This is a genomic window from Sphingobium sp. (genome assembly GCF_035511395.1).
In the GTDB taxonomy this organism is placed as follows: Bacteria; Pseudomonadota; Alphaproteobacteria; order Sphingomonadales; family Sphingomonadaceae; genus Sphingobium.
The window spans coordinates 1-13991 of sequence record NZ_DATKFP010000062.1; the positions used below are offsets into that span (position 1 = coordinate 1).

The window sequence follows — 13991 nt, forward strand, 5'->3', positions numbered from 1 at the left end:
TGCGGCGAAGATCGCGACGATGATTGACGTCGTCGAAGGGCAATCCCCGATGCAGCGATACGCGATTGTCCCACATGGCGACATCGCCCACCGTCCACTTGTGGCGGAAAACAAATTCCGGCCTGGTGGAGATTTCCAGTAACTCACCCAGCAGTGCCTGGCTATCCTCATAGTTCCAACCCACGACACGCCAGGCATGCGAACCGATATAAAGTGCCTTCCGCCCGGTCAGTTCCTGGCGCCGCACGAGAGGTTGCAGAGTAGCAGGGAAGCGCTTCGCCTCTTCCGCGTCGAAAACCTTTTCCGTCCCGACGAGGAACCGGCTGTGCGCAAGCGAATGCTCAACCTGCAGATCAGCGATCTTCGCCTTCATCTCGTCTGATAGCGAGTCGTAGGCAGCGCGCGTGTCTGCAAATTCCGTCTCTCCGTCGGCAGGCGGGACTATCCGGGCCGCAAGAAACGTGTAGAGCCCCGCCGGTTTCCGGAAGCTGTTGTCCGTGTGCCAGATCAGATTGGCGAGTTGCTGGATCCTCCGCGGATCCTCTCGCGACAGGATATCGCCTTCCTTGCCGACGTTAGAAATGTCACTCAACACATCACCTTTCAGACGTCGGGTCATGTCCATCCGGTTGGCGGTGATCGATTTGTGGAATTCGCCGAAATTGGACGTGAAGCGCGTAAGGCTCTCATCGTCGACAGCCTCCCCCGACTTGATGATCAGGACCGCATATTGATCGATCAGCCCTTTCACCAAGTCGATATCCTCTTGCGACATCGGCTTTGACAGTTCGAGACCGCTGACTTCAGCGCCGAAATTGTCGGTGATTTTATTGATCTGCGGCACGGTAAACCCCCAAATGTTGCACGGGACGGAAAGCCATCTTTTCACGACGGCTTTTAACAGTAGTATATTTAATGGTCAATGGTCACGATGTCGGCCATATTTCTAGATTATCGGTCAATGATTTGTCGATTTTAGTAAAAAAGGTGAGATATTTGAGGGCGGGGACTCAGTCTGCAACAGCCTGTCGACCTCTCACGCGAAGAACAGATCGCGCCAATGCCTCCGCCTCGCGCCGGTGCCCGCATTTGCAGGCCCCTGGCAGGCGCCCCCATCCCTTCGAGAAGATATCAAGGATATGAGGCAAAGTGGAGCATCGGCCTAGCGCCTTGACAGAGATAATGTAGCACTATTATCGCTGACGATATTGACAATATACGATGCATCCGTGCCCCTTTAGGGAAAACAGCAAATGTTTGGCCCGGTTCAGTTTCACATCGACGCATATCCAATCCCCGATGACGTCGGCTCCGTCCAGGAACCGGGCGCAAGCATCAGCCCAGGCTGAAACAGCCATTTGCACTCAATCTGCGAGTAACGATCGTGACCAGTTCAACAACTGCCCTGCCGGCAGACCAGTCCATCAAGGCCCCCGACCGGCTCTTCATTGGCGGCGAATGGGTGAAGGCATCCACCGACGACAGCCTGACGGTGGTAGCGCCGGCGACGGAGGAACCCTATGCTCGCGTCGCCGAAGCGCGGGAGCCCGATATCGACCGCGCCGTCGACGCTGCACGCAACGCCTTCGACAATGGTCCGTGGCGCAAGTTGTCGCACCGTGAGCGTGGCGACTATGTCCGCAAGCTGGCGCAAGGCCTGGCCGATCGTTCCGGCGACGTGGCTCAGACCTGGCCGAACGAGATGGGGGTCACCCACGCCCTCGCACAATTCATGACCGCCCGCACGGTAAACACCTATCAAAACTATGCCGACCTTGCGGACAGCTATCCATTCGAGGAACGCCGCCAGGCATCGGCGCCCGAACTGACCGGCATCATCGTGCGCGAACCAGTCGGCGTGGTCGCGGCGATAATCCCGTGGAACGCCCCGGTCATGCTGATCTGTCACAAGCTAGCCCCTGCCCTGATCGCCGGTTGCACGGTCATCATCAAGGCATCCCCCGAAGCGCCCCTGGCGGCCTATATCATGGCGGAAATCGCCGAGGCGGCGGGATTGCCGAGGGGGGTGGTCAATGTCGTGACCGCCGACAGGCAGGCTTCCGAACATCTCGTCCGCCATCCCGGCATCGACAAGGTGACCTTCACCGGATCGACCGCCGCGGGCAAACGGATCGCGTCCCTGCTTGGCGAGCGCGTCGCCCGCTATACGCTGGAGCTGGGCGGCAAGTCCGCCGCCGTCATCCTGGACGATTATGATGTCGAACAGGCCGCCGCGACGCTCGCGGGACCGGCCTGCTCCTTCAGCGGGCAGGTCTGCTCATCCCTGACGCGCATCATCGTGACGCAGGATCGGCAGGCCGCGCTGGTGGACGCGCTGGCGAGCCGTTTCGCCGAAATCCGCGTCGGCGATCCGTTCGACCCCGCCAGCCACATGGGCCCCGTCGCCATGCGCCGCCAGCGGGACCGGATTGAATCGCTGATCGGTGCGGCGAAGGCGGAAGGCGCGACGCTGGCCTTCGGCGGCGGGCGACCCGCGCATCTCGATCGCGGCTTCTACATCGAACCGACCATCTTTTGCGACGTCGACAATGACAGCACGATCGCACGCGAGGAGGTTTTCGGCCCGGTTCTGAGCGTCATTCCCGCCCGCGACGAAGCCGATGCCGTGCGCATCGCCAATGACACCGCCTATGGCCTGAACAACAGCGTGTTCACCAATGATGTCGACCGGGCCTATGCCGTCGCCCGCGAGCTGCGGTCCGGCACGGTCGGGCATAACGGCATGCGTATGGATTTCGGCATCGCGTTCGGCGGCTTCAAACAATCGGGCATCGGCCGGGAAGGCCATGCCGAAGGGCTGGCCACCTTCCTTGAAACCAAGACCCTGCTGTTGTGCGATTCCCCCTCGCACCTCGGTGCCTGAACGAGTCCGGAGGACATATGAGCGTCAAGACCCGTGCGGCGGTAGCCTTCGGACTGAATGAACCCATGCAGATCGTGGAGCTTGACCTCGCCGATCCGGCTCCGGGCCAGGTCATGCTGCGCATGCTGGCGAGCGGCCTGTGTCACAGCGACCTCCACGCGATGGACGGCAAGCTGGCCCAGCGTTTCCCCTTCGTCCCCGGCCATGAGGGCGTGGGGGAGATCATCGCGCTGGGTCAGGGCGTGACCGACTTCGCGATCGGCGAACATGTCATCCCCTATCTCATTCCCGAATGCGGCAAGTGTACCTTCTGCACATCCGGCCGTACCAATTTGTGCGTGGAATATCGCGCGCGGCGCAATTCGGCGCGCTCGCCCTTCTCGCTGGACGGCGAAACCATTGCCGCCTTCATGGAACTGGGCACTTTCGCTGAAAAGACGGTGGTCTGGGCGGATTGCCTGGTCAGGATTCCGAAGAACGCGCCGGCTGATCACACCTGCTGCATCGCCTGTGGCGTGACCACCGGCCTCGGTTCCGCGCTGATCCGGGCGAAGGTGTCGCCGGGGTCCAGCGTCGCTGTGTTCGGCGCGGGCGGCGTCGGCCTCAGCACAATCGAGGGCGCGCGGCTTGCCGGTGCGGCGCGCATCATCGCCATCGACACCAATCCCGCCAAGGAAGTGATCGCCCGCCAAAGCGGCGCGACCGATTTCATCGATCCCAGGGACATCCACAACATCGTCCAACATATCATGGAGATGACAGGCCTTGGCGTCGACTATGCCTTCGATTGCGTCGGCCATCCCGCACTGGCGCGCCAGACGCTGGAAATGACAAACGCCGCCTGGGGCGTGGCCATGTGCGTGGGAGTGGTGGCCGAAGGCGTGGAAGTCAGTGTCCTACCGACAAACCTTTATGCTGGGCGGACATGGACAGGCTCGCTGATGGGCGGCGCGAAACGCGCGGACGTCCGGCGCTTCGTCGACATGTATCTGGCCGGCGACTATTCGCTCGATCATGTCGTGTCGCACCGGCTGACGCTGGACGAGATCAACCGGGCGATCGAGATGATGAAGACCGGTGAAAGCGTGCGATCGGTGATCGTGTATGAAGGATGAGGTCGGAACCGTTCGGGCTGAGCGTGTCGAAGTCCTTTCTCTTTCAGAGTGATCCTCTTGAAGGGGAGGGAAGCCGTTGGCTTTGCCGACCCTCAGCTCGACAAGCTAAGGGCAAACGAGGGTAGCTAAACTCGCTGCCCACTAACCACCCGTCGAATCCTAACGCCCCAGATTGAAGCGAACCAAGCTCCTGCACAGGAATATGGTTTGCGACCACGGCTAATCCGCGCATCAAGCATGTGATGGATCGTGTCTGGCCACCGGTTGCATCCCCATCATCCATCATATCAATCCGGCGCGTATTTCCATGCGTGGCGGGCCGTATCGTTGCGTTCGGACAGGATCGGCGCGGATAACGCCCGCGAAGAATGGGCTGGACATATGCCCACCCATTTTATATGCACGACGCATATAAAATGGGAAAGGATGGGTAATGAGCGACATCATATTCTCCGCCGACTCGCATCTGGTCGAACCTCCTGAAATCTGGCAGCGCGTAGAACCGAAATATCGGGATCGGGCGCCCAAGGTGGTTCCCATGCCATCCGGCCAGACCGTTCCCGGTGAATATTATGTCTTCGAAGAACTCAAACCGATTCTGGTGACGAACTTCATCGGCGCGGGCCATTTACATGACGCAGAGAAATGGAATAAATTCCGGCCACATGGTTTCGAGGTGGCGCCGAAATCCTTCCGCGAGCCGTCCGCCCGTCTGGATGAACAGGATGCCGATGGCGTCGATGGCGAAGTGATTTTCCCCACCATGGGCATGGTCGTGCTGGCGGCGAAGGATGACGCGCTGAAGGCTGCCTGCTTCCGCGCCGTCAACAGCTATATCGCCGAATATTGCAGCGTCGACACCAACCGACTGATCGGCGTCGGCGTCGTCAGCCTGCATGATCTGGATATGGCTGTGCAGGATCTGAAGGACGCCAAGAAAATGGGTCTTCAGGGCGTGCTGATCACTGGTTCTCCGGAAGGGGGTTTCGCCGCCAGCCAATATGACCGTTTCTGGGCGACCGCGCAGGATTTGGAAATGCCGCTGACCATGCACGACCTTCAGGTGCGGGGCGAAGTGGCGTTCACGGGCACGCGACTCAATTTCTTCCTGCTACCGATGGAAATACAGGCGGCCTTTGCCGAAATGATCGTTGGCGGGATATTCGACCGTTTCCCCCGGCTTCAGGTAGTATCGGCCGAAAATGATGTCGGCTGGCTGCCGCATTTCGTCCACCGCCTGGACCATTTCCTAACCAAGATCCCGATGGGTCATAATATCAAGCGCCTGCCCAGTCAGGTGGTACGGGAGAATTTCTGGGGATCGACCCAGTTCGAAAGTGCCATGATTCTGGAATATGCGGCTAAGGCGGCCGGTGACGGCAGGATCATGTGGGGTTCCGACTATCCCCATCCGGACTCGACCTATCCGAACTCGCGCCAGTGGATCGCCGAGAACAGCGTCGGACTTCCGTCGGAAACAGTCGCGAAAATCTTTGGCGGCAATGTCACCACTCTTTACAATGTGGATGTTCAGGCGCTTAAGAATCGGAAGAAGGTGGCGGCCGTCGCATAATCGGCATGGCACCGAAATGCGAGCGTGACTGAATGAGGCGTGCGAACAATCTTCAGCGGGATCAGGATGCGGTGCCAAGCGCCGCGTCCCCTGCCGAGATCGTCCGGATGGACGCCGCCCTGCTGGCCATCACGCATTTCTTCGGCAGCCGTGAAGTGCGCGGCGCGGTCGAGCAGAGCGGCGTACCGCCAAGCCACCGCAATCACTTCATCGCGCTGCGCGCCATCCGCGACCTGCCCCAGCCGGTCTCGATCAAGGATGTACAGGGTGAGATCGGCCTCAGCCATCCAGCCACCTGCCGCGCCATCGACCGATGCGTGGTGGAAGGGCTTGTCGATCGCAGGCCGTCCGAGCAGGATCGCCGGCACATGATCTTGGTCCTCACCGAGATGGGCGAAGCCGCCGCCCAATCGGTCGAGGCGGCGCGGCAGGATATCGTGGCGACGCTGATCGAAGGCTGGAATGATGGCGAACGGCGGGCCTTGCTGGACTGGCTCGAACGGCTGACGCCCGAACTCGCGCTGTTCCGCGCGCGCCGTACCGGACTGAAGACCAGCGACTGACGCCGCTTCGGCGCCGGTGCGACCGCAACCATGCATGACAGCGCAGAACAGGGCGGCGTGATCCAAGGCCCCGCCAAGGCCATGGCGAACTGTCCGGAGCGATCAGGAGAGACGCCGCGGCTGATTATGTCACCGTTACGAAAGAGGAGGAGGGGCAACACACCCAAGTGACCGAGCCAGTCCGGGGTCTTCCCTCCTGTCGCGCCACGAAATGGGCCTTGAGCGGCTTTTCCGAAACGTTGCGAACCGAAGTCGCGCCGTTCGGTGTCCGCGTCGTGGAGATCATGCTAGGTGCGGTCCGGACGGGCATGAATTAGAAGTCGGTGACGCGCGGGAAGCCGTCGAGTTGATCGACTATGCCCTCATGGCCCAACGCCAGCGCGCATTACTCGTCGCGGCGGGATCATCCCGATCGAGATCGACGACGCCGCACATTATGTGGTGAACGCGATCGAGAAGGAAGGCAGCGAGATGCGCTACGGTAGTTGCGCTGCCTCCACCGCGATGATCGACGAGTGGCGAAGGGACAGCGGCGAAGCGGAGATCGCCGCCTTCGTGGAAGCGTTATGCCGGCAAGCCTTCCAACGGCCCGAACGCCGCTGAACCCGACGCGACTAGACGACTGTCCCTGCCCTCGTCGATAAGGGAAAATTCGGCCGCGCCCAGCCGGCCGCCGGCCGACAGCCGTTCCACCTCCACCAGGAATGGTCCGACGGTGCCCGCCGCGACGAACATGACTTCCCAGCCGATGATGCGTTGCCCGGTCTCCCTGGCGAGATCATCCGCGGCGGCATCGAAAACGACATGAATCGGGCCGAGATGCAGAGAGCCGCTGGTCGACCGGTTCTGGGCAGTGAGCGCGGCCAACCGCAACATGCCCTCCCCATCCCGCCAACCGCCAAAAATCCGCAGCAGAGGCGGCAGATCCCTATCCTCCAGATCATCGGGCAACGGAAAGGGCTGGCCGCCGGTCGGGGGCGCCTCGCCCAATTTGATGCCGATGCCGCGGGTCAGGGCAATGATGCGCTGTGGATGATCGGAGTCGGCGACGATGGTGCGGCTGAAACCCAAATTGCGGCCAAGACGCAGCGTTCGTTGCCGCATCGTCACCTGCCGGACGCCGACCCCCGGATCAATGATATCGAGCCCCGCCGAAACCGGCGCCGGGACCGCATTGAAATCGCTCCACCCCGTTTCCGCCGTCGCGATGGCAAGCGCAGCGGGACGAATGCCGCCATGCCAGTCGCGCATGTCGGACCGGATTTTCATGGTGCCGACAGGCAGGCCATGCATCTCCTGCGAATGCCGACCCAGATAGCGGTAGGTCAGCAGGCCGTCCTTTCCCATCGCTGCGTTCAGTTTGTCCCAGAATTCGTCGGCCGCCGCTTCGCGAAGATCACCACCGTTCATTCGCTATCCCCTGTAATTCCCAATTGTCGCATGATGCGCGCGTCGACCCTAACCAGATCGATTGTTTGCGGCGCATGGCGTCCATGGCGCATCGCTTCGTCAGGCCGGCACGGCATCCGGTGCGATCAACCTTCATATCGTCGGCGATCACTTCGGTAATCGGAAAGCGTTGGCGACTTCGACCATCGATATAAAGAAGGACGAGGGAAGGCGGGCATCGGACTCTCGCAATTATGATATCGGCAAGCGCCTCTTGTACGGCCACCATGCGGAGACCGAAGCCATGGATAGTCCTCTTCAAGAAAAATACAATCTGTCTGCTGTTGTGCGTCACTCGCGCCGGGACGCGGCTTTGCCGCGATTCAGCATCGCATGGACCGATCCATCACATGGATGAAGGATTTTTGCCTGACCGCAAGACGCTTCGCCGGTGCGCGAAACAGACGCTACAGCAAGCTACAGAGGAGATTGCGATGAATACCCCTGGCAAAGACGTGAAGATGGCCGGACTTGCAGGATTGCACCTGCCCAAGGACATCGTGGTCAAGATCCCCGATGCTGACAGCCCCCAATGGGTGCAACGACCGGCGGGCCACTGGTATTTGCCGCTGATGTTCGACCTGGCGGGCGGCGTCACCGTCAATGTGCTGCGCTATCCCAAACCGGGTATCGTAGGCCGCCATATCCATGACGGGCCGGTCTATTCCTATACGATCGAGGGAAGCTGGTATTATCCCGAGCATGACTGGGTGGCCGAGGCAGGCAGCTTCGTCTGGGAACCAACCGGCGACATCCACACGCTTACGGTCAAGGAATCGATGATGGCGCTCTATGTCATGCATGGCGGCCTGCTCATCGTTGATGAGAACGACCAGCCCAAAGCCTATGACAATTGCCTGTCGCTGCTGAATTATTGCGACCAGTGGTATCGCGATCACGGCATGGGGGAAGATTACGTCAAACAGTTCATCCGCTGAACGAAGGACGGGCGGCAGCACGACCGAAAGCCATGCACCGGCAAGGACAGGCAATGACATTGGAGGAGATGGTCAAACGGATCGAGCGGCATCGACATCCAGTAGGACCGCGTCAACAATCCTGGCGAGACGCCCCCCTTCCACAATCTCGACCAGGTCCGGCGCCGGTTCGATCGCTGCATGTTCGACATGGTCGCAGTCGACCGCGCACTCCTCAGCGATCCCGAATGGGCGCCGAGGACATGGGCCGTACAACCCTTCATCCCCTTTGACCCAACCAGCCTGGGACGATTGACATGACCGCAGAACTGACCTCCCCCCTCTTCACACCGCTGACTGTGCGCGGCGTCACAGTCCCCAACCGCACCGTGATGGCGCCGATGGGCCGCCAGTTCGCGCAGGCGCATGTACCGCACCCCGATGCCCCGGCCTATTATCGCCGCCGGATCGAAGGGGGCGTGGGGCTGGTGATCACGGAGGCGACCGGCGTCGACCATCCGCTTTCTGCGGACAATGGCGGCACCCCGTACATGCACGGCGAGGCGGCGCTTGCCGGATGGGCGGCGGTTGTGGAGGCAGTTCACGCCGCGGGCGGCCTTATTTTCCCTCAGTTGTTCCATCAGGGGATGCTGCACGGCGGCGGCACGCCTGACGAGGCCGTGGACAGCCTGCGGCCGTCCGGCACCATCGGCACACCCGGCGCCACCAGCTTCGCAACCCATTATATCGAGCGCGCCCGGCTTCCGACACGGCCGATGACCGAGGAGGAAATCGCCGACGCGATTGCCGCCTATGCACGCTCTGTCCGAAACGCGGTCACGCTCGGATTTGACGGCATCGCCCTGCACGGTGCGCATGGCTATCTGATCGATGGTTTTCTCTGGGGCGCGAGTAACCAGCGAACCGACCGCTGGGGTGGCGACGTCGCCCAACGTACCGCCTTCGCGGTCGAAGTCATCAAGGCCGTCAGGGCAGAAATGCCGGAACATATGCCGCTGGTGTTCCGCTTTTCCCAGCACAAGTCGAGTAATTACGACGCACGCACTACCGAAAGCCCGCAGGAACTGGAGCGGATGCTGGGCCCGATCGTCGATGCGGGGGTCGATCTGCTGGATGCCAGCATCCGCCGCTTCTGGCAACCGGCCTATGAGGGGTCGCTCATGAACCTCGCCGGTTGGGCGAAGAAGGTGACGGGGAAGCCGGTGATCGCGGTGGGCAGCGTCGGCCTGGGCTTCACCGCGTCGGACACATTCATGAAAACCGGCTCGGAGCAGGCGGACGACAATATCGCACTGCTGATGGAACGGTTCAACGCCGGTGAGTTCGACATGATCGCGATCGGCCGTTCGCTGATCAGCGATCCCGATTATGTCGGCAAGCTGCGGCGCGGTGAAGCCCCGACCCGCTTTTCACGCGATCATCTGTCGACGCTTGTGTGACGGGCCGTCGCCATTTCGCAATGGTGGCGGTCCGTTGCTGTCGATCAGCGCAGGTCGGCGCGCTTCAGGCTCGTTTGCAGGCCCTTGTCGTTCAGGCTGAGCGTATTCGTGGGAATGCGGTACATGTGCATATCCATGATCACCATGACGGCACCGTCCTGGATGCGCTCGATCGCGCCCAGACGACGGCCACTCGCATCACGCAGCACCTGGCCAACCTTCGGCATGACGGCGACGGCGGTTGCGGTATCCTGAGCCGTCGCAGGCGTGATGGAAGTAACGGTGGCCAGCACGAGCAGGCTAAGCAAGAAGCGAGACATAATATACTCCGTCAAAAAAAAGATGCGCATTACATGCAAGTGCATCGACGCCCCCTCATCACCATATTGACGGATCGTCAATTAATTTCTTGGTGCAGCGCAACACAGACGGATCGGCCGATGGTCGAACATGACAGGAGGGCATATTTTTTCTTATATGGAGCCATCGAGGCGGATATGGCTCCGCCGGAACAGGGGGACAGGTGCAGCTTCGGTCTGATCAAAGCAAGGACGGCGCGATACTCGGGCGCAAGGGGACGGAGACGCGTGCGCGCCTATTGGCGGCAACGCGAACATTGTTGGAAACGCTGTCGCCCTTCAACCTGACGGTGGCCGCCATCGCAAAGGCGGCGAAGACCGCGCCCGCAACCCTCTATGTCTACTTCGATGATGTCCAGGACGTCTTCTATGCGCTCAATATCGAAGCGCAGCAGGATTTCGAGTCTATGACCAATAATCATCCCGAATGGTTCTCCGACCCCGTGCGGATCCAGTACGATGCGCAGCAGTTCGTGGACGAATTTAACAGCGTATGGGATCGTCATCATCATGCGCTACAATATCGCAATCTGGAATCGGACCGGGGCAACACCCGTTTTCTTGCGTTGCGTACCTCGAACGCCTTGCCCTTGATCGACAGGCTCGCCCATGCGGTGAAGGCCGCGAAACCGGGGATCAGCAACCGGGAAGCCTATGCCGATGCTATAGTGCTGTTCTCCGGCGTGGAGCGGATGGCCGCAACCCGCGACCAGATTCCTTCCGACCAGCCCAGGCTCCCCGCCGACGAATTGAGTGCTGCGCAAGCGCGCGTGATAGCCCGTTATCTGAGCAGCGGGGGCTAGGGTCTCAAATCAATTAAGGTAAGAATTTGACGCACGCTAGTCCGGGCTGCTGGAGGAAAGAAGTGCGAAAAGCGCGCTCTTTGCCGGGTCAAATGCTTCGACACTCTACAGCGCCTGGACGAACCTACACCGAACGGTGAGTCGGATCTCGACCTCGCCGATGGAGTTTAGCTCCAGGCCCGATCATCCGCGTTTAAGTCAACTTGCCATCGTCACTAGCGCGTCGTCAGGGCTGGGGCGGGCCACCGCCTGGCCTTGGCAAGCGCTGGTGCCAGAGTGCTGGCGGTCGACCTAGCGCAGACGGGCCCGCCGCGACGGATGCCATCATAAGCGTCACGACCGACCTGTCGCGGGTGGCGTTCGGCCGGCTTGACCTGCTCTGCAACGTAGCGGGGATTGCCCTAATGCATCATGTCGCGGATGTCACTATCGACTCGTTCCACGTATTGATCGATATCAATCTTGCCGCGCCTGGGCCGAAGCAGCTAGTTCCATGCGATATTGTAACGGCAGCGCGTACGCAGCCCCCCACTTATCCAGCCTCACATATGTGTTAATGGGCGCCGCCAATGGCATGACGCTTCCATCAGTCCTAGATAGCTTTGGCCAAGGGCATTGCGGACCAGTGGTCAGGAGTTCCGGTGCGGTCTTCGCCGACCAGCAGCCACTTGGTGCCTGAGACGGGAGATTGGCAGCATGGATTTCAAATTGCTTCTGGACGGTGCATTGGTCGACGGTGCCGCTTTACTCGAAGTGATCAATCCGGCCACCGCCTCCCTCCTGGCGATGGCCCCGCGAGCGGACTCGGCCCAGGTCGACATGGCTGTCGCCGCAGCGCGGCGGGCCTCCTTTGGCTGGGCACGGCTGAGCTATGCGGAGCGCGGCGCCCTACTTATGCGTCTCGCTGATGCGCTCGATGCCCGGCGCGAGGAATTTGCTCACCTGCTGACCCAGGAGCAAGGCAAACCCCTGGCTGATGCCGCAGGGGAACTTGGAGGTGCGGCAGCCACGCTGCGCTGGTGTGCGGCGCAAGAACTCAAGCCGACGGTTCTGCGCGAAACGGACGCCGAATTGATTATCGACCAGCATTACCCGCTCGGCGTGGTCCTGGCGATCTGTCCGTGGAACTACCCGATGGCGATCCTGACCAGTAAAGTCGGCCCCGCTCTCATCACCGGCAATGTGGTAATCGCCAAGCCCGCGCCGACCACGCCGCTCACCGCCCTGCTATTTGGCGAACTGGTGGCCGATATTCTGCCTGCTGGCGTGTTCCAGACCATCGTGGACAATAATGATCTGGGTGACCTGCTGAGCAGTCATCCCGGCGTCGATTTCGTCAGTTTCACCGGTTCGACCGCCACGGGCAAGAAAGTGCTCGGCAGCACCACCGAGACCATCAAGCGCTTTTCGCTGGAACTGGGCGGCAACGATGCGGCGCTGATCCTCCCCGATGCCGATCCCGAGACGGCGGCGCCGAAGATCTTCGCGGCGGCAACCAAGAATGCCGGCCAGATCTGCCTTGCCGTCAAACGGGTCTATGCCCCGCGGCAGATGGTCGATCAGGTCTGCGATATCTTCGGGCGCCTGGCGGACGCAACGGTAGTGGGCGATGGGCTCAGCCAGAGCACCACGATGGGGCCGGTGCAAAACCGTGCCCAATATGAGAAACTGATCGCCCTGCTTGAGGAAAGCCGGGCCGAAGGTACGATCGTCGCTGGCGGCGAAATACCGGAATTGCCGGGCTATTTCATTCGCCCGACGGTCGTACGAGACCTTTCCGACGAGGCGCGACTGGTCCGCGAGGAACAATTCGGACCGCTCCTGCCGGTCCTAGCCTATGATGATCTTGAAGAGGCCATCGAGCGGATCAACGCGACCGAATACGGTCTTGGCGGTTCGGTGTGGACTGCGGACCCGAAAATGGGCGTAGAGGTTGCGGCTCGGATTGCGAGCGGTACGGTCTGGGTGAACCGGCATCTCGGCCTTGCACCCGATATCCCCTTCGGCGGCGCAAAGCAGTCCGGCCTCGGTCGGCAGCAGGGCATTAGGGGTCTGGAGGAATTTACGCAGGGCCGCATCATCAGCGTTGCTCGCACGTAACCAGGCCGGATGGGGCCAGGCTTCAACTCTGCCGGACCACCGGAGAACCCAGCCATTCGGTCAGTCGATTCTGAGGCGTCGAACATGTTGCGACCCCGGTCAGCCAGCGCCACCGGGTGCCGACAATATTGATCAAATCACGGTGTCCCGGGAAGGCCGCGCAATTGGTCCCAGAGCCGATCGACGGTAATCTCCGCGATCGATCCACAGCCCATCTGCCGCATCACGGTTTCCAGTTCGGATCGGAAGATTTCCAGTACCTTGGCGGCGCCTGCATCGGCTGCGGCAGATGTGGCAAAGATCGCAGGCCTTCCGAAAAAAGCCGCTTTCGCGCCAAGCCCAAGAGCGGTCACGATGTCGGCACCGCGCCTGATCCCGCCGTCCATCATGACGACCAGCTTGTCGCCCACCGCTCGGTTGATCGCAGGCAACATTTCCAGCGCCGATGGCGCCCGGTCCAGCTGGCGCCCGCCATGGTTGGAAACGATGATTCCATCCACGCCGATCGCCGCGCATTTTTCAGCGTCGGCCGGGTCCAGAACGCCCTTGATGACCAGGATGCCCTTCCAGCTGGCACGCATGCGTTCGATGGTGTCCCACTTGATCCCGGGCGCGGGCGTCTGCGATCCGTACAGATCGGCCACGCAATCGGCGTCGTTCGGATCGCTCGCATAAGGCGCCCAGTTCTTCATGACGGGAATGCCGCCTGTCCGGTAGAACCGCATGGCCCACAAAGGGCGAGCCATCCCTTGCAGAACAACCGAAAGC

General features: G+C 61.1%; 14 protein-coding genes. 10 read left to right on the top strand and 4 right to left on the bottom strand.

The annotated features are described in order from the left end of the window. The coding region (locus VMR39_RS03540; protein WP_325414411.1) for a TauD/TfdA family dioxygenase at window positions 1-844 on the bottom strand (844 nt) is incomplete at its 3' end. A gap of 540 nt (window positions 845-1384) precedes the next feature. Here VMR39_RS03540 and VMR39_RS03545 point away from each other — a divergent pair. From VMR39_RS03545 to VMR39_RS30410, 5 genes are all read left to right on the top strand, one after another. After that, entirely contained in the window at window positions 1385-2884 is a 1500-nt protein-coding gene (locus tag VMR39_RS03545; RefSeq protein WP_325414413.1) for an aldehyde dehydrogenase, read from the top strand. A gap of 17 nt (window positions 2885-2901) precedes the next feature. After that, window positions 2902-3999, top strand: coding sequence for an alcohol dehydrogenase catalytic domain-containing protein (locus VMR39_RS03550; protein WP_325414415.1), 1098 nt, complete (start codon window positions 2902-2904; stop codon window positions 3997-3999). A 433-nt stretch (window positions 4000-4432) separates the two neighbouring features. Beyond that, a complete protein-coding gene (locus VMR39_RS03555) occupies window positions 4433-5572 on the top strand; it encodes an amidohydrolase family protein (RefSeq protein WP_325414417.1) in 1140 nt (379 codons plus the stop codon). A 32-nt stretch (window positions 5573-5604) separates the two neighbouring features. Then, on the top strand, window positions 5605-6135 hold the full coding sequence (locus tag VMR39_RS03560) for a MarR family winged helix-turn-helix transcriptional regulator (RefSeq protein ID WP_325414419.1): 531 nt from the start codon (window positions 5605-5607) through the stop codon (window positions 6133-6135). A gap of 167 nt (window positions 6136-6302) precedes the next feature. After that, window positions 6303-6452, top strand: coding sequence for an SDR family NAD(P)-dependent oxidoreductase (locus VMR39_RS30410; protein ID WP_414712448.1), 150 nt, complete (start codon window positions 6303-6305; stop codon window positions 6450-6452). 247 nt (window positions 6453-6699) lie between these two features. On the opposite strand, the gene VMR39_RS03565 is transcribed toward VMR39_RS30410, so the two are convergent. Beyond that, a complete protein-coding gene (locus VMR39_RS03565) occupies window positions 6700-7545 on the bottom strand; it encodes a hypothetical protein (protein WP_325414421.1) in 846 nt (281 codons plus the stop codon). Window positions 7546-7606: 61 nt separating this feature from the next. Here VMR39_RS03565 and VMR39_RS03570 point away from each other — a divergent pair, with 61 nt between their 5' ends. From VMR39_RS03570 to VMR39_RS03580, 3 genes are all read left to right on the top strand, one after another. Then, entirely contained in the window at window positions 7607-7942 is a 336-nt protein-coding gene (locus VMR39_RS03570) for a hypothetical protein (RefSeq protein ID WP_325414423.1), read from the top strand. 76 nt (window positions 7943-8018) lie between these two features. After that, entirely contained in the window at window positions 8019-8522 is a 504-nt protein-coding gene (locus VMR39_RS03575; RefSeq protein ID WP_325414425.1) for a 2,4'-dihydroxyacetophenone dioxygenase family protein, read from the top strand. Between the two features lie 296 nt (window positions 8523-8818). After that, a complete protein-coding gene (locus VMR39_RS03580) occupies window positions 8819-9961 on the top strand; it encodes a 12-oxophytodienoate reductase (protein WP_325414427.1) in 1143 nt (380 codons plus the stop codon). A gap of 44 nt (window positions 9962-10005) precedes the next feature. On the opposite strand, the gene VMR39_RS03585 is transcribed toward VMR39_RS03580, so the two are convergent. After that, window positions 10006-10362: a hypothetical protein gene (locus VMR39_RS03585; protein WP_325414429.1), complete on the bottom strand. Its 357-nt coding sequence runs from the start codon at window positions 10360-10362 to the stop codon at window positions 10006-10008. A 122-nt stretch (window positions 10363-10484) separates the two neighbouring features. Between VMR39_RS03585 and VMR39_RS03590 the strand changes: the two genes are divergently transcribed. Together VMR39_RS03590 and VMR39_RS03595 are read left to right on the top strand one after the other, a co-directional pair. After that, window positions 10485-11123: a TetR family transcriptional regulator gene (locus VMR39_RS03590; RefSeq protein ID WP_325414431.1), complete on the top strand. Its 639-nt coding sequence runs from the start codon at window positions 10485-10487 to the stop codon at window positions 11121-11123. Between the two features lie 696 nt (window positions 11124-11819). Further along, window positions 11820-13223, top strand: coding sequence for an aldehyde dehydrogenase family protein (locus VMR39_RS03595; protein WP_325414433.1), 1404 nt, complete (start codon window positions 11820-11822; stop codon window positions 13221-13223). A 137-nt stretch (window positions 13224-13360) separates the two neighbouring features. Here VMR39_RS03595 and VMR39_RS03600 read toward each other — a convergent pair. After that, window positions 13361-13991 (bottom strand): alpha-hydroxy acid oxidase (locus tag VMR39_RS03600; protein ID WP_325414435.1); only part of this gene is annotated, 631 nt, incomplete at its 5' end.